This window comes from Roseicyclus persicicus (assembly GCF_012395815.1).
Taxonomy (GTDB): domain Bacteria; phylum Pseudomonadota; class Alphaproteobacteria; order Rhodobacterales; family Rhodobacteraceae; genus Roseicyclus; species Roseicyclus persicicus.
Window position 1 is genome coordinate 199,679 of record NZ_JAAZQQ010000001.1, and the last position, 17,921, is coordinate 217,599.

22 protein-coding genes are annotated in these 17,921 nt (G+C 71.0%); 12 read left to right on the plus strand and 10 right to left on the minus strand.

The window, feature by feature from the left end; translation table 11 throughout:
* Positions 1–18: 18 nt before the first annotated feature.
* The 4 genes from HCU73_RS01035 to HCU73_RS01050 form a co-directional block, all read right to left on the minus strand.
* Positions 19–1,434, minus strand: coding sequence for a 1-acyl-sn-glycerol-3-phosphate acyltransferase (locus HCU73_RS01035; RefSeq protein WP_168621550.1), 1,416 nt, complete (start codon positions 1,432–1,434; stop codon positions 19–21).
* A gap of 54 nt (positions 1,435–1,488) precedes the next feature.
* Positions 1,489–2,154: a hypothetical protein gene (locus tag HCU73_RS01040; RefSeq protein ID WP_168621551.1), complete on the minus strand. Its 666-nt coding sequence runs from the start codon at positions 2,152–2,154 to the stop codon at positions 1,489–1,491.
* A complete protein-coding gene (locus tag HCU73_RS01045; RefSeq protein ID WP_168621552.1) occupies positions 2,151–2,633 on the minus strand; it encodes a hypothetical protein in 483 nt (160 codons plus the stop codon). Before HCU73_RS01045 ends, HCU73_RS01040 begins: the two co-directional genes overlap by 4 nt.
* 144 nt (positions 2,634–2,777) lie before the next feature.
* Entirely contained in the window at positions 2,778–3,188 is a 411-nt protein-coding gene (locus HCU73_RS01050; RefSeq protein ID WP_168621553.1) for a tellurite resistance TerB family protein, read from the minus strand.
* A gap of 107 nt (positions 3,189–3,295) precedes the next feature.
* On the opposite strand from HCU73_RS01050, the gene HCU73_RS01055 reads away from it, so the two are divergent.
* From HCU73_RS01055 to HCU73_RS01070, 4 genes are all read left to right on the plus strand, one after another.
* Positions 3,296–4,945, plus strand: coding sequence for a lysine--tRNA ligase (locus HCU73_RS01055; protein WP_168621554.1), 1,650 nt, complete (start codon positions 3,296–3,298; stop codon positions 4,943–4,945).
* A gap of 156 nt (positions 4,946–5,101) precedes the next feature.
* Positions 5,102–6,079 (plus strand): Hint domain-containing protein, encoded by a 978-nt coding sequence (locus tag HCU73_RS01060; protein ID WP_168621555.1) that lies wholly within the window; start codon positions 5,102–5,104, stop codon positions 6,077–6,079.
* Between the two features lie 118 nt (positions 6,080–6,197).
* On the plus strand, positions 6,198–6,611 hold the full coding sequence (locus HCU73_RS01065; RefSeq protein WP_168621556.1) for a DUF4864 domain-containing protein: 414 nt from the start codon (positions 6,198–6,200) through the stop codon (positions 6,609–6,611).
* A 192-nt stretch (positions 6,612–6,803) separates the two neighbouring features.
* Positions 6,804–9,095 carry a glycosyl hydrolase family 28-related protein gene (locus HCU73_RS01070; protein WP_168621557.1) on the plus strand — a complete coding sequence of 764 codons (2,292 nt, stop codon included), beginning with the start codon at positions 6,804–6,806 and terminating at the stop codon, positions 9,093–9,095.
* A gap of 108 nt (positions 9,096–9,203) precedes the next feature.
* Here HCU73_RS01070 and HCU73_RS01075 read toward each other — a convergent pair whose 3' ends face one another.
* Both HCU73_RS01075 and HCU73_RS01080 read right to left on the minus strand, forming a co-directional pair.
* The gene (locus HCU73_RS01075; RefSeq protein WP_168621558.1) at positions 9,204–9,533 is read right to left on the minus strand and encodes a type II toxin-antitoxin system RelE/ParE family toxin; all 330 of its coding nucleotides are present in this window, start codon (positions 9,531–9,533) and stop codon (positions 9,204–9,206) included.
* Between the two features lie 12 nt (positions 9,534–9,545).
* Positions 9,546–9,803, minus strand: coding sequence for a type II toxin-antitoxin system ParD family antitoxin (locus HCU73_RS01080; protein WP_168621559.1), 258 nt, complete (start codon positions 9,801–9,803; stop codon positions 9,546–9,548).
* A 129-nt stretch (positions 9,804–9,932) separates the two neighbouring features.
* Between HCU73_RS01080 and HCU73_RS01085 the strand changes: the two genes are divergently transcribed.
* Positions 9,933–10,418, plus strand: coding sequence for a DUF427 domain-containing protein (locus tag HCU73_RS01085; RefSeq protein ID WP_168621560.1), 486 nt, complete (start codon positions 9,933–9,935; stop codon positions 10,416–10,418).
* Positions 10,419–10,421: 3 nt separating this feature from the next.
* Here the strand turns inward: HCU73_RS01085 and HCU73_RS01090 are convergent, their stop codons facing one another.
* Genes HCU73_RS01090 through HCU73_RS01100 form a run of 3 tightly spaced genes read right to left on the minus strand, consistent with a single transcriptional unit; the run spans position 10,422 to position 12,145 of the window.
* Positions 10,422–10,916 carry a hypothetical protein gene (locus HCU73_RS01090; RefSeq protein WP_168621561.1) on the minus strand — a complete coding sequence of 165 codons (495 nt, stop codon included), beginning with the start codon at positions 10,914–10,916 and terminating at the stop codon, positions 10,422–10,424.
* A complete protein-coding gene (locus tag HCU73_RS01095; RefSeq protein WP_168621562.1) occupies positions 10,913–11,392 on the minus strand; it encodes a HugZ family pyridoxamine 5'-phosphate oxidase in 480 nt (159 codons plus the stop codon). Before HCU73_RS01095 ends, HCU73_RS01090 begins: the two co-directional genes overlap by 4 nt.
* Positions 11,393–11,413: 21 nt before the next feature.
* Positions 11,414–12,145 (minus strand): hypothetical protein, encoded by a 732-nt coding sequence (locus HCU73_RS01100; RefSeq protein WP_168621563.1) that lies wholly within the window; start codon positions 12,143–12,145, stop codon positions 11,414–11,416.
* A 112-nt stretch (positions 12,146–12,257) separates the two neighbouring features.
* Here HCU73_RS01100 and HCU73_RS01105 point away from each other — a divergent pair, with 112 nt between their 5' ends.
* The 7 genes from HCU73_RS01105 (at position 12,258) to HCU73_RS01135 (ending at position 15,795) form a co-directional block, all read left to right on the plus strand.
* Positions 12,258–12,857 (plus strand): carboxymuconolactone decarboxylase family protein, encoded by a 600-nt coding sequence (locus HCU73_RS01105; protein ID WP_168621564.1) that lies wholly within the window; start codon positions 12,258–12,260, stop codon positions 12,855–12,857.
* Entirely contained in the window at positions 12,854–13,690 is an 837-nt protein-coding gene (locus tag HCU73_RS01110) for a DUF6206 family protein (protein ID WP_168621565.1), read from the plus strand. Before HCU73_RS01105 ends, HCU73_RS01110 begins: the two co-directional genes overlap by 4 nt.
* Complete coding sequence (locus HCU73_RS01115) at positions 13,683–14,165, plus strand: tRNA (cytidine(34)-2'-O)-methyltransferase (protein WP_239025409.1); 483 nt, start codon at positions 13,683–13,685, stop codon at positions 14,163–14,165. The genes HCU73_RS01110 and HCU73_RS01115 overlap by 8 nt, the downstream gene beginning before the upstream one ends.
* Positions 14,166–14,282: 117 nt before the next feature.
* Positions 14,283–14,759, plus strand: coding sequence for a hypothetical protein (locus HCU73_RS01120; protein WP_168621363.1), 477 nt, complete (start codon positions 14,283–14,285; stop codon positions 14,757–14,759).
* A 76-nt stretch (positions 14,760–14,835) separates the two neighbouring features.
* The gene (locus HCU73_RS01125) at positions 14,836–15,159 is read left to right on the plus strand and encodes an antibiotic biosynthesis monooxygenase family protein (RefSeq protein ID WP_168621566.1); all 324 of its coding nucleotides are present in this window, start codon (positions 14,836–14,838) and stop codon (positions 15,157–15,159) included.
* Positions 15,149–15,469, plus strand: coding sequence for a DUF5665 domain-containing protein (locus HCU73_RS01130; RefSeq protein WP_168621567.1), 321 nt, complete (start codon positions 15,149–15,151; stop codon positions 15,467–15,469). Before HCU73_RS01125 ends, HCU73_RS01130 begins: the two co-directional genes overlap by 11 nt.
* 74 nt (positions 15,470–15,543) lie before the next feature.
* A complete protein-coding gene (locus HCU73_RS01135; RefSeq protein WP_168621568.1) occupies positions 15,544–15,795 on the plus strand; it encodes a TFIIB-type zinc ribbon-containing protein in 252 nt (83 codons plus the stop codon).
* 15 nt (positions 15,796–15,810) lie between these two features.
* Here the strand turns inward: HCU73_RS01135 and HCU73_RS01140 are convergent, their stop codons facing one another.
* Entirely contained in the window at positions 15,811–17,910 is a 2,100-nt protein-coding gene (locus HCU73_RS01140; RefSeq protein ID WP_168621569.1) for a xanthine dehydrogenase family protein molybdopterin-binding subunit, read from the minus strand.
* Positions 17,911–17,921: the final 11 nt, after the last annotated feature.

Below are 17,921 nucleotides of genomic sequence, written 5' to 3' on the forward strand. Positions count from 1 at the left end.
ATGCCATTTTGTGAAATATTATGTCGCGGCAGATTTGCGTTCCCGCGCCTGCGGCAGCGCCGCCCCGGGGCGGTCCGAGAACAGGTGCGCCACCGAGGCGGCGTAGAAGGCGATGAAGGGCGCGCCGGTCGCGGGCACCTCAAGCCGGTCGCCGGTGCGGGTGACGAGGCGGCGCTCGATCAGCGCGCCGAGGCCGGCCTCGATGGCATGGGCGACGTCGTCGCGCGGGATGTGCAGGACCACGCCGCGGTCCTCGGCCTCGGCAATGCGCCGGCGCAGCAGCGCGTCGAGCGCCACCACGCTGCGCGCCCCGTCCGACAGGCCGAGCGCGACCAGCGGCACCGGCGTCACCGGCATCACCCGGGCGATGCGTTCCATCAGGTCGAGCCCCAGCGCCGCCGAGGGGTCGGCGTGGTCCTCGGACAGGAAGGCGGTCAGGCTGAGCGGGTCGCCGAAACTGACGGCGGCATAGCCGTAGAGATGCGGCCGCCCGGTCAGCCGGTGCCAGATCTGCCGCCGGACGTAGCGCCAGATCGGCCTGAGCGAAAAGCGGAAGGCGCGGGCGCCGGCCTCCTGCGCGGCGATCAGCGCGCGGTCCTCCATCACCCGGTCGTAGTTCAGCGCCACCGGCACGAACACCACGTCGCGCGACTGCCCGGCGCGGAACCCTTCGAGGATGTAGGAGATCAGCCCGAGCTTGGGCCGCCCCAGCCCGCCCGTGCGGCTGAGCCCGCCCTCGGGGAACACGGCCTGCGTCACCCCGGCCTCGGTCGCCATCTGCACGTAGCGCGCCAGCACCTTGCGGTAGAGCGCGTTGTTGTGCCGGCGGCGGATGAAATAGCCGCCCATCGCCCGCACCAGCTGCCGCAGCGGCCAGACCCGCGCCCATTCGCCCACCGCGTAGGCCAGCGCCGAGCGTTCCGCCACCAGCCAGGTGACCAGCACGTAGTCCATGTTCGACCGGTGGTTCATCACGAAGATGACCGTCGCGTCGTCGGGGATCGCCTCGAGCGCGTGGTCGTTGCTGCGCACCAGCCGCACCCGGTAGAGCGACTGGCTCAGCATCCGGGCGACGCGGATGGCAAAGCCGAAATAGGTGAAGGCGGAAAAGCCCGGCACGATCTCGCGGGCGTAGCGTTCGGCCTTCTGGAACACCACGTCCTCGCGCACGCCGTTGTCGCGGGCATGGTCTGCGATGGCCTGCGCGACAGCCGGGTCGTAGATCAGCCGCCGGATCGTATCGAGGCGACGGGCCAGCTTGAAGGGCTGGATCGGCCGCTTGAGCCGCCGGTTCAGCTGCTCGACCGCGCGCTCCAGCCGCCGGCGCAGGAACCAGCGCACCGAGGGGAACAGGAAGTGCGACGCGAAGGTCACCCCCGCGAACAGCAGGATCAGGACGAAGAGCCAGAGGGGCAGGGTGACGGGCGCGGTCATGACGGGGCGAGGGTGGCAGGTTTGCCGCCGCTGGGCAACGGGCGCGCCGGCGCCTCAGGCGCCCATCAGCACGATGGCGAGAGGCACCGGGCTGACGGCCACCGCGATGGCGAGGAACGTCTGCACCGGCGCGAAGATGCCGCTGAGGCCGGCCAGCATCATGATGCCGCCGCCGCCGCCGATCACCGAATTGCCAGGCACGTTCACGACCAGCGCCAGCGCGACGTAGCGGTGCCGCAAGGCCAGCCCGACGGTGCGCGGCGGCGCCCCGTCGAGCAGGAGCGCCAGGCGCGCGTCCGGGGGAAGCAGGGCGGCCCAGGCGACGAGGTCGGCCGCCTTGCGCAACCGCAGGATTGACAGGAGCCGGGCCAGCGTGGCCGGGGGCAGCAGGCGCCCCGCGCCGTAGGCGAGCATCATCGCGGCGACCGTCGCCGCATAGACCAGGGGCGCGATCGCGGCGCCGAAGGCCGCCAGCAGCGCAAGGCCGATCTCGGCCCCCGGCACGAAGGGCATGGCCAGAAGCACGACATAGGCGGCCATCCCGAGCATGATGCCGCGATGCACCCGCATCTCGATGGAGGGCATGATCGTCAGGTCGAGCGCGTCGCGGATCCAGTGCGCGGCCCAGGTTCCCGCGACGGCCAGCCCGACCAGCAGGCCGATGCGCAGCGCAAGGCCCGCGATCCCGGGGCCGCGGTCGGTCTGGGGTTGCGGCGTCACCCGGAGGTCGGCGGCGCGGCATCCGCGGACAGTGTGCCGTGGCCCGTCCCGGTGATCTGCTGGGTCCAGTACCAGCGGCGCGTGGTCCAGCTCATCGCGACCTCGATCCGCCCGTCCACGACCTGGCCCAGCCAGACGACGGTATGGGGCGCGGTCGGACAGCGCGTGGTGGCCGTGAAGTGGATCACCTCGCCCTCGGTCCAGGTCTGGTAGCCGGACCACCCGAAGTTGCAGTAGGTCTCGCAATCGACCGAGTGGAACCGCCCGTCGGCAAAGCGCAGCACGTCGGTTTCCTCGGCCCCGTTCTCGTTGATCACCGCCGTGACGGCGAAGTCCATGCCGTCGAGCTCATGGCCCGCCTGCCAGTTCGCGCTGGGGACGGGCATGTCGGCGATGTCGCTGTTCATGACCGAGACCGTCGCCGCGCCGGTGCCGAGAACGACGGCGGCCATGGCCGCGGCCTTGAGGATCGGGGTCATCGGTCAGTCCTCCTCGGGCCCGGTGCGGGCGGGATCCTGACAGCATAGCGCCATCGGTGTCCCTCGCATAGAACGGAGGCCGCAGTCCTGCGCGGCCCGTCGGTCGTCGGCCCGGGGCGTTGCCGGGCCGGCCCCGGCCGGTCGTCAGAGGGTCACGTGACGGGCGCGCGCGCCCCGCTCGATCGCCGCGGCATGGAGCCGGTCGATGTTCAGGACGTGCCGCAGCTCCTCGAGAAAGCGCAGCTCGGTCTGGGCCAGCGCGCCGTCGGCTGCGGCCACGTCGCAGGCGATGGCATAGGCGGTCTCGTAGATCCGCTCGGGCAGCGCGTCGGTGACCATGCCGAACAGGGCGTCCAGCCCGTCCTCCTCCTCGAACAGGTCGAAGACGATGTTGGCGACCTGGCGCATCCGGTCGGCGTCGTAACTGGCGAAGACGGGCAGGTGGTTCACGATCTGCTCGATCTTGACCAGCTCGGCGGTGCGGATCGCCTCGTCCGAGACGGATACCGCGACCATCACCGCGACGAGGGCGTCTTCGGGGCTGAGCTCGGGCATGGTGCGTCTCCTTCTGCCACAGGGTATTTATTGACCTCGCCGCGCCCGCACAATAGGGCGGGGGCGCGCGGGCGACGGGGCCCGCCACCAGATGGGACCGATGCGCGATGACCACCCTCCGCGATGCCGCGATGACCTCCAAGGCCTGGCCCTTCGAAGAGGCGCGGGCGGTGCTGAAACGCTATGAAAAGGCGCCGCCGGAAAAGGGCTACGTCCTGTTCGAGACGGGCTACGGCCCCTCGGGCCTGCCGCACATCGGCACCTTCGGCGAGGTTCTGCGCACCACGATGATCCGGCGCGCCTTCGAGGTCATCTCGGACATCCCCACGCGGCTGATCTGCTTTTCCGACGACATGGACGGGATGCGGAAGATCCCCGGGAACGTTCCAAACCAGGACATGCTGCGCGAGCACCTGCAAAAGCCGCTGACGCGCGTGCCCGACCCGTTCGGGGAATTCGAGAGCTTCGGCCACCACAACAACGCGATGCTGCGGCGGTTCCTCGACACCTTCGGCTTCGAGTACGAGTTCTATTCCGCGACCGAGTTCTACGCCTCGGGCGCCTTCGACGAGATCCTGCTGCGCGCGGCCGAACGTTACGACGCGCTGATGAAGGTGATGCTGAAATCGCTCCGCGAGGAACGCCAGCAGACCTACTCCATCTTCCTGCCGATCCACCCCGAGACCGGCCGCGTGCTCTACGTGCCGATCAAGCACGTGGACGCCAAGGACGGCACCGTCACCTTCGATGACGAGACCGGCCGCGAATGGACCGTCCCGGTGACGGGCGGCCAGTGCAAGCTGCAGTGGAAGCCCGATTTCGGCGCGCGCTGGGCGGCGCTGGGCGTCGATTTCGAGATGTACGGCAAGGATCACAGTACCAACACGCCGATCTACGACGCGATCTGCGAGATCCTGGGCGCGCCTGCGCCCGAGCATTTCACTTACGAGCTGTTCCTCGACGAGAACGGGCAGAAGATCTCCAAGTCGAGCGGAAACGGCATTTCCATCGACGAATGGCTGACCTACGCCTCGACGGAAAGCCTGTCCTACTTCATGTTCCTGAAGCCCAAGACCGCCAAGCGGCTCTATTTCGACGTCATCCCCAAGGCGGTGGACGAATACCACCAGCAGCTCAAGGCCTATCCCGGCCAGACGGTCGAGCAGCAGCTGGCCAACCCCGTCTACCACATCCACGGCGGCGACGTGCCCGCGAGCACGATGGTGGTGTCCTTCGCCATGCTCCTGAACCTCGCCAGCGTGTCCGGCGCCGAGGACAAGGACCGGCTTTGGGGCTTCATCCGCCGCTACACGCCCGAGGCCTCGCCGCAGGGCAACCCCGATCTCGACCAGGCGGCGGGCTTTGCCATCCGCTACTTCAACGACTTCGTGAAGCCGACCCGCGTGTTCCGCCTGCCCACCGGGCAGGAGCGCGCGGCGATGGAGGAGCTGTCGGCCTGCCTCGGCGACGACGCGCGCGCGGCCGAGGTGCTGGCCCGCAAGGCCGCGCTCGACGGCACCGAGCCGCCGGCCGGCCCGCTCGACTGGCACGACGACGAGGCCCTGCAGTCGCTGGTCTTCGCCATCGGCAAGCTGCACGGCTTCGAGCCGCTGCGCGACTGGTTCTCGGCGCTCTACGAGGTGCTGCTGGGCGCGTCGCAGGGGCCGCGGTTCGGCGGGTTCATCGCGCTTTACGGGATCGACGAAACCCGGGCGCTGATCGCCCGCGGGCTGGCCGGAGAGCTGTTGAAAGGTTGATTTGCGACCTGTCCGGGTCCTGACGCGATCGTGTCCTGAGGGTCACAATCCTCGGGAAAGACTCGATTTTCGGACATTTTCTTGCGAGCGTCGGGTTGAGCCGTCTGTCGTTTTCCCGCCTTCTGTGCCTGCGCACGGAAGAGAAGGACAACTGACATGAGCTTCACGGGGTATTCCGCCAAGCAGTATGCCGATGACGGCTCGGGGGGTGGGCTGGTGCCCGGCGACGGCGTCTACAGCCAGAGCCTCGATCCCTTCGTCCCCAACGGGTCCCCTCTTTTGGGCCCCCATTCGGGCGATGGATTGGACACCCAGTTTTCGCTGAACGAGGATGTCACCGGCGCCGGAAACCTGTACCTCGGAACGATCACCCACAACGGCGACCCCTTCCTCGTGCTGTCGGCCGAGTTCCCCTTTGTGCCGGGGCCGACCACGGCGGGCGATATCGTCCTCTTGGCCCCGCCCTGGGTGACCGCGGACTCGGCCAGCGCCTATCCCGACACTGTCGACCTGGCCGATCTCGACACCGCGCCCTTCACCTTCTGCTTTGCCGCCGGCACCCTGATCGCCACCACGGCGGGCGAGGTCGCGGTCGAGGATCTGACCCGCGACCACATGGTCCTCACCGCCGACGGCCGTGCCGTTCCGGTCGCGTTCCTCGGCTGGCAGGACATGCCGACCCGCTTCCCCTTCGCCAAGGGGTCGCTGGTGCGCATCGCCGCCGGCGCGCTGGGTGACGGGCTGCCCAAGCGTGACCTGACCGTCACCGGCGACCACGCCATGATGATCGACGGCACGCTGGTGAACGCCGCGGCCATGGTGAACGGGTCGAGCATCCGGTACCTCGGCGCCGACGAGGTGGAACCCATGGTCCGCGTCTACCACGTCGAGACCGCCCGCCACGAGGTGCTGCTGGCCGAGGGCGCCCCGAGCGAGAGCTTCATCGACTACGCCGGCCGCAAGCAGTTCGGCAACTACGCCGACTACCTCGCCCAGCACGGCGCCGACCGGCTGATCGCCGAGATGCCCGCGCCCCGCGTCACCGCCGCCCGGCACCTGCCCGCGGCGATCCGCGCGCGGCTGGATGCCGCCGCGGGGCTGGACGCCGGGGCGGAGCTCGCGACCGCCGTTTGACGCATCACGGACCGCGGCGGGTCGTGCCCGCCGCGTCCCCTCCGCCCCGGGGCGTGAAACCCCGGCCCCCTGCGCTACGTGTCTGACCACAGGACCGACAGACAGGGAGATCCCACACATGCTGCGCGCCCTCATCGCCGGGCTGTTCCTCGCGCTAGCCGCCCCCGTGGCGGCGCAGGAGGTGCTGGCCCCCAATCCCGATATCGAAGCGACCATCGCCGGCCAGTTCGACGCCTTTCTCGCCGAGGACGTCGAGACCGCGTGGCAGTACGCCAGCCCCAACATCCAGGGCCTGTTCCGCACGCCCGAGAATTTCGGCCGCATGGTGCAGCAGGGCTACCCGATGGTCTGGGCGCCCGCCGAGGTGGATTTCATCGACCTGCAGACCTTCAACGGCCTGATCGTGCAGCGGGTGCAGGTGATCGACGGGGCGGGCAACGCCCATTACCTCGGCTACCAGATGATCGAGACCGAAGGAGGCTGGCGCATCAACGGCGTGCAGATCCTGCCCGCGCCCGACGTCTCGGCCTGATCCCGCGGCGCCCGTTTACCGCCCGTTAACCTCCGCAGGGTAAAGAGGGCCTGTGTCCCGGAACCCAGGGCGGGGCGCGTCAGACATCGTTCCACAACCGAGGTGGCCGTTCAGCGGGCGCCTCGGTTGCCCCTGTCCGGCCCTCGACAACGCGCGCCGGGGCGCTCGCCCGCGCGGAAAGGGGTACCCGACATGAACCAGGTGATCACCGACGGTCTGGCGCTGATGCCGCCGCCGTTCTCCGACGGGCTGACCGTGTGGTCGCGGCAGGACGGCAGGCCGGGCAGCGACACCTGGGCCACCGCGCCGAATGCCGCGCTGGTGGCGGCCGACGCCGATTTCGGCGCCTGCCTCGAGATCCTCAAGACCGAGGCCACCACGCGCCTGCGCTACATGGGCCAGACGCCGATCATCCCCGGCCTCTACCTGCGCGTCTCGGCGCGGGTGAAGGTGCTGTCGGGCAACCTGCCCACCGTCCGCATCGCCGCGTGGGCCGGCACCGCCGCCGGCCAGAACCTGACCGGCGTGCCCCAGGCCGGCCCCGAAACGGGCCTGACGGCCTATGGCGAGGTCGTCACCGTCTCGGCGATCATCGGCACCGGCGCGCGCGGCGGGGTCGACATGCCCTGGGGGCCCGCGGCCGGGTTCGGCCATGTCGGGCTGGACCTGACCGGCCCCAACGGCGGGCAGGTGCGGATCGAGAGCATCACCGTCGAGGACGTGACCTCGGTCTTCCTGCGCAAGCTGATGGACTGGGTCGACGTGACCGATTTCGGCGCCCGCGGCGACGGCATCACCGATGACCGCGACGCCTTCGTCGCCGCCGATGCCGCCGCGGCCGGGCGCGAGGTGCTGGTGCCCGCCGGCACCTATCTCATCGGCTCCAGCCTGACCCTGACCAACCCCGTCCGCTTCGAGGGCAAGCTGACCATGCCCGACGGCGCGCGGCTGGCGCTGAACCAGAACTTCGACCTCAAGGGCTATGCCGAGGCCTTCGGCGACGACGTGCTGGGCCTCAAGAAGGGGCTGCAGCAGCTGTTCAACCAGTCCGACTACGAGGGCTTCGACCTTTGCGGCCGCCGCGTGGTGCTGGACGCGCCGATCGACGTGCAGGCCGTGGTCGGCAACCGCAACACCTATGCCAACCGCCGGATGCTGCGGAACGGGCAGCTGTCGGCGGCGCCCTCGCCGGCCTGGGACGACGAGGTGCACAGCCGCAGCGGCACCTGGTCGTCCTCGGACCCGCGCCGGATCAGCGGGCTGTCCAACGTCGCCGACATCCCGCTCGGCGCGCTGGTGACGGCGCCGCAGGGCGTGGGGCGCGAGATCTACGTCATCGCCAAGGACGTGGCGGGCGGCCGGGTGACGCTGTCGGGGTCGCTCAGCCGGGCGCCGGTGACCCAGACCTACACCTTCCGCCGGTTCCGCTACATGCTCGACTTCCTCGGCTGGCTGAACCTGCAGCGCTTCGTGATCTCGGACATCGAGTTCCTGTGCGCCGGTCAGTGCTCGGGCCTGAACCTGCCCATCGACGGGCTGGTGTTCCAGATCCATGACTGCTTCTTCACCGGGCCCAAGGACCGCGCCATCACCTCGGCCGGCGAGGGCTGCCAGGGGATGCAGATCGACCGCTGCCAGTTCCTGTCGAACGAACAGACGACCGACGCGCCGCTGCGCACCACCATCGCCTTCAACTCCAACTGCTCCGACATCAAGGTGCGCGACAACCGCGCGGTGAAGTTCCGCCATTTCGGCGTCATCGCGGGCACCGGCAACATCCTGTCGGGCAACCATTTCTTTCAGGGCGACGGGGTGACGGACGGGCCGCGCACGGCGGGGCTGGTGCTGTGCGACAACAACGCCAAGACCACGATCGAGGGCAACTACATCGATAACTGCTACATCGAGTGGGGCAACGAGCGCGACCCCGAGCCCGATTTCACCACCGGGTTGTCGTTCCACGGGCTCACGCTGAACGGCAACATCTTCTTCGCCACCGGCAGCGCGCCCTGGATGAACTTCATCCTCATCAAGCCCTACGGGACGGGCCATTTCATCAACGGGCTCAGCGTCTGCGACAACCTGTTCAAGAAGACCGGTGGCGCCGTGCTCGAGGCGGTGGAGGGGGTCGACACCACCTTCGCCCCCCTCGACCTGGCCCGGACCTCGGACCTGCTGTTCACCGGCAACACCTACCACGGGATCACCAAGCGCACCGAGAACCCGGTGACGGTGCGCCACGTGCAGGGCACCGCCAGCGCGACCTGGAACGTCGACCTGACCGACGTCGCGCCCTTCGGATCGGCGGTGCGCGGCGGGGTGTCCTTCCTGGCCGAGGGGCCGCTGCGCAGCGCGTCGAACGTGATCGTCTACCTCAGCCCCTACGCCGAGCCGGGGCAGGGCGCGGGGGGCCGCACGCTGCAGATGAAGTGGTCGCAGGACGTGCGCGGCACGGCCCAGATCACGGCGCGGTTCGACATCTGAGGGTGCGGGGCCGGCCATCCCGCAAGGCCGGCCCCGTACCAAGGCCCTGAGAGGGGGGAGCCCCGCTCCGGTCCCTGCGCGCCGGGCCCCTGCGGCCCGGCGCGCGCTTCACCCGCGCAGGTCCAATCCGGCCAGACGGCGCGGCAGGTCCGAGCGGCTGTGCAGGCAATCCACGATGATCACCTGCCCGGCGTCCTCGATGAACACGACGACATGCTGGCCGGCCCGGGCAAGGCGCAGCGCCCCGGGCAGGTCGGGGTCGATGATGTCCCGGCATGCCCGCGTCAGGGCGGTGCCCGCCGCGATCTGGTCACAGACCGCGATCAGGTCGTCCTCGTAGGCGGCCGCCTGGTTCGGCCCGAATGTCTCGATCGTCCAGCGGGCGATGTCGGTCAGCGCGGCCTCGGCTTGCCGCGTCAGGCGCCAGGGTCTCGACACCGTGAAGCCCGATCAGGCCCTGCTGCGGGCGGCCCGAAACGCGCGACGGATGGCGTCTTGGCCCGTTCCCTCCGCCAGATCGCCTCGAAGTGCCTCGTCCAACCCCGCCGTCAGCCGGGCGCGCAGGTCGCCAAGGTCCGCCTCGTCCCGCTCCAGCAGGCGCAGGCCCGCACGTAGCGCCTCGGAGGCGTTCTGGTACCGCCCCGAGGCGACCAGCTTGTCCACGAATTCCGATTGGGCGTCCGTCAGGACGACATTTCGCGTGACCATCACGACCCTCCGCGCTGCCATTGGCAGAATATGCCAACATTCCCGCGGATGTCTACCGCGGCCCCTCCCGCGCCTTTCCTTTCCCCCGCCCCCGGGCTAGCTGCGCCGGCAAGGAAGGAGCCCCGCCCGATGACCACCCTCTTGCCCGTCGAGAACGTCCAGGATTACCCCCGCCCGCCGCGGCTGGAGCGGGTGGCGCAGCCGCTGCGCGTGGTGTTCGCCGGCGTGCCCGTGGCCGAGACCGATCCGGGCGTGGCGTGGCGGGTGCTGGAAACCCACCACGCGCCCACCTACTACCTGCCGCCCGAGGCGGTGCTGCAGGCCGCCCTGGTGCCCTCCGCGCGCGAGACCTGGTGCGAGTGGAAGGGCCGCGCGGCCTATTTCGATCTGGTCCTGAACGGCCGCCGGGCGCGCAACGCGGCGTGGTCCTACCCGGCCCCCACGGCCCGCTTCGCGCCGATCCGCGACCACCTGGCCTTCTACGCCACCTCGGTCGACGCCGCCTATGTGGGCGACATCCGCGTGGTGCCGCAGCCGGGCGACTTCTACGGCGGCTGGGTCACGCCGAACCTCGCGGGGCGGATCAAGGGCGCCGCGGGCACCCTGCACTGGTAGGTCTCAGAGCGTCGCGGGGTCGACGAAGCGGGCCAGCTCCACCCAGCTGACCGGGTCGTGCAGCGTCCATATCCCGCCGCCGACGGTGTAGCCGTAGGTCGCCGTGCCGCCCTCGCGGAGCGTGTAGGTCACCTGCGCGCCGTTCGTGGCCAGCGTGGCCACCCGCTCCCGCGTCCATAGGGTGGCGCCGTCCTGACCCGCGGCCCAGATGCCGGTGTCGGTCGCGCCGTCCAGCGTCACCGTGTAGGTTCCGTCCGCCGCGAAGGACCACAGCGCCCCGGTGTCCCGGCCGCGCCAGTCGCCCTCGGGGGTCGCGCCCGCGCCGGCCAGCCGGTCGTGCGCCTCGCCCTCCCAGATCATCACCGCGCCGCCCTGCTCGTAGGCCACCGGGCTTTCGGGGTCGGCGACGTGGTAGCCGCCGTCGGCCTCGACCTCGTAGGTGCGCGGCTCGCCCGCCACGATCCAGACGCCGACGAGGTCGGGGTCCACAGCGCTCATGGCACTAGGTCCGCGGGCGACAGGCGGTAGGCCTTGCCGAAGCCGCCGTTCAGGTGCCCGGCCACCGGCACGAACCGCACCAGCGAGAAATCCCCGAAGTCGTAGTAGAGCGTCGCCTTGGGCTGTAGGCCCAGCACATGCGCCTTGAGCGCCGCCTTGTCGGCCGGTTCTGCGCGGGCCTGCAGGGTCAGGCGCGGGTGGGTCAGCGGGTCGCCCCTGGGCCCCGGCTCGCCCACCAGCAGGGAACAGGCCGGGTTCGCCGCCAGCGCGGCGGTGTGCGCCGACAGCGACGAGACCAGGCTCAGCGGCACGCCGTCCGGCCCCGGCACCAACGCGATGCGCGTGACCATGGGCGCCCCGGTCTCGGGGTCGATCACCCCCAGCGCCGCGTGGCGCGCCGCGTCGATCAGGCCGCGGGCGAGCCCGCGGGCGTCCTCGTCGGTGGGGCGGATCGGGTCGGTCCGGCGCTCGGTCATGGGGCCGAGCCTAGCCGCGGTTCAGAAGCTTTGCCAGAGGCCCAGCGACAGGCCCAGCGTCGGCGCGTCGCCGAGGCCCATCCGCGCGCCGACCTGCAGCGTCGTGCGGTCGCTGACCGACCAGGCCGCGCCCGGCGTCACCGTGTAGACCGGGTCGTCGCCCGGCCATTCCTCGGCCTTGGCCTGCAGCATCAGCCGCAGCCGGCCCGACACCGCCACGCCCAGCGTGGCCTCGGCCTGCCAGATCGTGTCGGCGCTGTCGACGTCGTAGAGGCCCGCCACATCCAGCGTCGCCCAGCCGCCCTCGTGGCGGATCGGCAGCCACCAGCGCGGTGCGTCGAGCCCGCCGAAACCGCGCCCGATGGAGGCGCCGAACCGGAGGAGACGGCGGTCTGCCGTCGCCGCCTCGGTCCTGAGCCCGACGCCCCCATCGAGCGCGATCTGCCACGACGCCTCGGGCGCCGTGACCGTGTAGCGGAGAAAGACCACGGCCTCCTCCGCCGTCTCGCCGCGGCCGAGCTGCCCGCCGAGGGTCAGCCGCCGGCCGAGGCCGTATTCGCCGTACAGCGCCACATAGCGCTCCAGCGCCGCATCGCCCCCGATCAGGGCCGCCGCGTCGCCGTCGGCCGTGGCCGACAGCGCGACGAACACCTCGCCGGCCTCCCGCGCCCAGGGCCCGGCCGTGGCGGGGCCGCCCGCCGCCCCCAGGGCGGTGGCCAGCGCAAGGAGGAACGTGGCGGCCCGGCAACGCATGGCCGCATTCTCGTCTCGCCATGGTTAACAAACCCCTAACCCGCCTTGCGGAACACCGGGCGCCACGGCAGCGTGGGGCCTTGCCACGACCACTCCGGGGGGAAACCACGTCATGGCCCTTGTTCCGCCACTCGACGAGGAGGCGATGGACGCCGGCCTGCGCGCCCATGTGCAGTTCTTCAAGGGGCCGCTCGGCGTCGTCCCCAACTCGGTGCGCACCATGGCGCACCGGGCGCCGATCGCGCGCGCCTTCACCGACCTGAACGTCGCGGTGATGACCGACTACGGCTCGGGCGTGACGCCCGCCTTCAAGCGCCTGATCGGGTATGTCTCAAGCTTCGCCTCGGGCTGCCTCTACTGCCAGGCGCACATGATCCTTGCCTCGGAACGCTTCGGCGCCTCCGAGGCGCGACTGGCCGACGTGTTCGATTTCGAGGACAGCCCCCATTTCACCGAGGCCGAGAAGGCCGCGCTCGCCTTCGCGCAGGCCGCGACGCAGGTGCCGAACGCCGTCACCCCCGAGATCGGCCAGCGCCTGCGCGCCCACTGGGACGAGGGCCAAGTGGTCGAGATCATGGGCGTGGTGGCCCTGTTCGGCTATCTCAACCGCTGGAACGATTCGATGGGTTCGGCGCTCGAGGACCTGCCGCTGTCGAAGGGCGAGGAGCGGCTGGCGGGCGCCACCGGCTGGAGCGTGGGCAAGCACAGATGAGCGAGCTTTCCGGACAGGTGCGCGAGGCGCTCCGGGCGCGCGGCGAGCCGGTCAGCCGGCTGGGCTATTTCTGCGCGCCGTTCCGCCCGCCGGCGGGGCCGCTGTCCGACCGGGTCATCAAGACCTACCGCGGCGGCCGCGACCCCGAGCTGCTGGAACAGCTCGCGCGCCGCCACGCGGCCTATGTCGACCTGCTCACCTGGGCCGGCGTGCGCCTGCCCGAGACGCGCTTCCTGATCCTGAACACCGCGGGCTTCCTGCAGCCGGTGATCGTGCAGAAGGCGCTGGACGAGCGCCTTCTGATGCGTCCGCAGGTCGAGACGGCCGAGCTGTCGCGCGCCCTCGACATCCTCGGGCAGGCCGCCGACAGCATCGCCGCCTTCTGGGCCCGCGTCGCGCAGCGCCCCGAGCGCATCGGCTACCACCCCTCGATCCGCAACTTCGCCATCGACGAGCGCGGCCCGATCTTCTTCGACACCTTCCCGCCGCTGATCGGCTACAGCCGCGAGGAGATGGGCCGCCTGCTGCTGCGCTTTTCCGAAAAGGGCCTGGTGCGCAGCGTGGGCGTGCTGATGCCGGAACGCATCCGCGCGATCCAGGACGAATGGTATTCGCCGGCGGGCACGCTTGTCGGCCTCGTCGGGTCGGCGGTGCGGCTCAGGCCGCAGGACGGCGCGGCGATCCTCGACTGGGCGCGGGGCTACGCCGCGACCGAGCTGTCCGGCAGCCTGCGCGCCGAGGTGCTGGCCGAGCTCGACCGCCCGCCGCGCCTGCCCGCCTTCTGGACGGGGATGCGCCGGGTGCTGGGCCTCGAGGGCAAGCCGAATGTCTGAGGCCGTGCGCCCGGACATGAAGGTCGTCCTCGTCACCCCCGAGATCCCCGGCAACACCGGCACCATCGGGCGCACCTGCGTCGCGCTCGACCTCGAGCTGATCCTGATCCGGCCCTACGGCTTTGATCTGTCGGAGAAATCCGTGCGCCGCGCCGGGCTCGACTACTGGAAACACGTGCGCCTGTCGGAATACGACGACTGGGCGGCCTTCCTCGCCGCGCGGCGGCCCCGGCGCGACCAGCTGTTCCTGTTCGAGGACGACGGGGCAGGGGGCACCGTCTACGACCCCGCCTACCCGGCCGACGCCTACCTGGTGTTCGGCAAGGAAACCAGGGGCCTGCCGCCCGAGGTCCTGTCGGGGCTGGAGGACCGCACCTTCCGCCTGCCGATGCGCTCGCCGCACATCCGGTCGCTGAACCTCGCCAACGCGGCGACGGCGGTCGTGTACCAGGCGATGCGGGCCTGGCTGGCCTGAAATTCCCGAAAAATTATCGAACACTGAGCCGGGTTTCGCCCCTTTTCGGCCCCGTTTTGCCGCGAGCCTGCCGCCATGCACATCACCACGCGCCGCGGCGCAGGCAGGAGTATCGTCATGAAGATCCGTAATTTCATCGCCGACGACTCCGGCGCCGTCGCCGTCGACTGGGTGGTGCTGACCGGGGCGCTGGTCGGCCTCGGGCTGGCCACGGCGGCCGTGGTGTCGGGCGGGGTGCAGGACCTCGGCGGCGAGACCCAGACGGCGCTCGGGGTCATGGATGTCAACGTCGGCTTCTTCGGCGCGGCCGCGGCCAGCGCGCTGCAGTCGGTCTGGGGCACGCTGCCGATGCTGTCGTCCTTCGCGGACCAGCAGGAGCGCGAGGAATGGGTCGCCAGCCGGGGTCTCACCCAGGCGAACGTGCAGGCGTATTACAACGGCCTCTATGCCAAGGCGTCGAGCGGCGACCCGCTGGCGATCGACGATCTGGGCGCGCTGGAGGCCTACGCGCAGGCGAACGGGCTGACCTTCAACACCAACGGCAACCAGACCTACGCGCAGCTGCACGCCACCTACACCGCGGCGAACCCGTGATCCGGCGGGCTGGCGCGCGTCACGGTTGGCAGAGCGGCGACAGGCTTGCTAGGCTGTGTCCGTAGGAGGACAGCCAATGCCAGCCATCACCGCCACCGCGGCAGTCCAGACCGTCATCACCACCTTCGAGACCTCGCCCGGCCAGTGCGCCGACCTGCTGGACGAACTGCAGGCCGCCTATGCCGAGTTCATCGCGAAACAGCCCGGGTTCGTCTCGGCCGCCCTGCACGTGAACGACGCCCAGACCCGCATCGCCAACTATTCCCAGTGGCGGCGGCGCGAGGATTTCCAGGCGATGCTGCGCTCGGACGAGATGCGCGTCCGCAACCGCCGCATCGCCACGCTGTGCCGCTCCTTCGAGCCGGTGCTCTACGACGTCGCGGCGACCTATGGCAGCTGACCCGGGCGGCCGCCGCCCCGACGACAGCGGGCCCCACGGCACGCTGGAGGAGGAGGTCCGCGCGCTCCGGCAGGAGCTGACGCTGATGCGCGCCCACAAGATGTTCCTGCTCTACCAGTCGGTGCCCCGGGTGCTCCTGTTCCGCTTTGCCGCGGGCATGGCCGCCGGCCTCGGCACCGTGATCGGGGCCACCCTGCTCCTGTCGGTGATCGTCTGGTCGCTCAGCCAGATCGAATTCATCCCGATCATCGGCGAATGGGCGGTGCAGATCGCCGAGCAGATCGAACGGTTGACCCGAACCGGCGACTAGCTTTCGCCTATCGCGCTTGCGCCCGGCGGCGCGGTGCCTATCTCGGGACGAGGGAACGCAACAGGAGCCCGCTCATGCAATGCCCCGTCGATGGAACCACCCTCGTGATGGCCGACCGCCAGGGGGTCGAGATCGATTACTGCCCCACCTGCCGCGGCGTCTGGCTCGACCGGGGCGAGCTCGACAAGATCATCGAGCGCTCGGCCCCCGCCGCCGCGCCGCCGCCGCCGCGCCCGCCCGCGGGCGGCTACGGCCAGGACGACGACCGCGGCTACGAGCGTAAGAAGCGCCGCGGATCCTTCCTCGACGACATCTTCGATTTCTGAAGCGGTCGCGTCACGTCACCCGTTCAGCGCCGCCCAGATCCGCGACGGGCTGAACGGCATCTGCGGCGGCGCCTTGCCGGTGGGCCGGAAGGCGTCGGTGATCGCGTTGATCAGCGCGGCCGGCGCCCCCGTGGTCGCGGCCTCGCCCACGCCCTTGGCCCCCAGCGGGTTCATCGGGCTGGGGGTCTCGCTGTGCGACAGGGTCAGCCAGGGGATGTCGCCCGCCCGCGGCATGGCGTAGTCCATGAAGCTGCCCGTCAGCAGCTGCCCGTCGCCGTCCAGCACGATCGCCTCCAGCATGGTCTCGCCCACGGCCTGGGCAAAGCCGCCGCGGATCTGCCCCTCGACCTGCACCGGGTTCACCATCACGCCGGTGTCGTCATGGGCATGGGCGCGCAGGAGCCGCGCCACCCCGGTCTCGGGGTCGATCTGCACCAGCGCGGCATAGGCCCCGAAGGCCCAGGCCTGCCCGGCGACCTCGTACTTGCTCTCGGCCGTCACCGGCAGGGGCGCGCCGCCCTCGACCAGCGCCTTGGCCTTGGCGCAGGCCTCCATCAGCGCGCTGCCGCCGATGGCGGTGGCCCGGCTGCCGACCGCGCCGATGCCCTCCTTGACGCTGCCGGTGTCGCCGGCTTCCAGCGAGATCGCCTCGATCGGGATGCCCAGCGCGTCCGACGCGATCTGGGAAAAGGCCGTCAGCCGCCCATGCCCCTGCTGCGTCGCGCCGGTGGCGATATGGGCCGTCCCGTCCGCGTTCAGCGTCACCCGCGCGTATTCCCAGCCATGGGCCGAGGGGTCGACGTAGAACGCCACCCCCAGCCCCGCGATCCCGCCGCCCGCCCGGATCGCATCGCGCCGGGCGCGCAGGCTGTCGAGGTCGGCCGCCGCCGAGAACGCGTCCAGCGCGGCGGCGTAGTCCCCGGAATCGAGCCGGTTCCCCGTCGCGGTGTCATGCGGCATCGCCTCGGCGGGCAGCAGGTTGCGCTTGCGGATCTCCACCGGGTCGAGACCCGTCGCCGCCGCCGCCTCCTCGATCAGCCGCTCGATGATGACGTTGGCCTCGGGCCGCCCCGCGCCACGGTAGATGCCGACCGAGGGCAGCGGGTGGGCATGGGCCTCGGCGGCGATGTCGAGCGCCGGGATCACGTAGCCCGAGGGCAGGATGCGCGCGGCGTTGTAGGCCGGCATCAGCGCGGTGCCCGTGGCCCAGTTGCCGAGCGGCGCCTCGATCCGCGCCTCGAGCCCGAGGAACCGGCCGTCCGCGTCCAGCGCCAGCCGCCCGCGCGAGGTCAGGCCGCGGCCGTGGGCTGCCGACAGGAATTCCTCGGACCGGGTGGCGATCCAGCGCACGTCGCGCCTCAGGTGCAGCGCGGCCCAGACGGCAAAGACCTCCTCGGGGTAGGCGAAGCCCTTCATCCCGAAGCCGCCGCCCACATCGGGCGCGACCACGCGCACCCGGTCGGGGTCGAGTTGCAGGATGCGCGTCACGTCCGACTTGGTCCGGTGCGGCGTCTGGGTGGAATGGAAGATCGTCACCCCCTCGGTCTCGGCGTCGTAGCGAATGGCGACGCCGCGCGGCTCCATCGGGGACGGGGCGACGCGGGGGTGCACCGTCTCCACCTCGACCACATGCGCGGCGGCGGCAAAGGCGCGCGCCGCGTCGCCCGCCTGCCAGCGTTTCCGCGCGATCCGGCGCGGCTCGGGCAGCTCGGCCTCGTCGATCTCCAGCATCACCAGGTCCACCGCGTCGGCGGCCCGCGCCGGGCTGTCGGCCAGGATGGCGGCCACCGGCTCGCCCACCGCGGTCACGCGGTCGCGCGCCAGCATCGGAAAGGGCAGCGTCGCCTCGATCTCCAGCACCGGCAGCAGGTCCGGCGGCGGGTTCGGCGGCAGGTCGGCGCCGGTCAGCACCGCTGCCACGCCGGGCGCGGCCAGGGCCTCCGAGGCGTCGATCGACCGGATGCGCCCCGCCGCGACGGGGCTGCGCAGGAAGGCGATGTGCAGCGGGTTGTCCAGCCGGATGTCGGCGGTGTAGCGCCCCGCGCCCTTCAGGAGCGTCGGATCCTCCCGGCGCGGCAGCGGCGCGCCGACGGCTTTCGTCACGGGTTTGTTCATCCCCTCGGTCC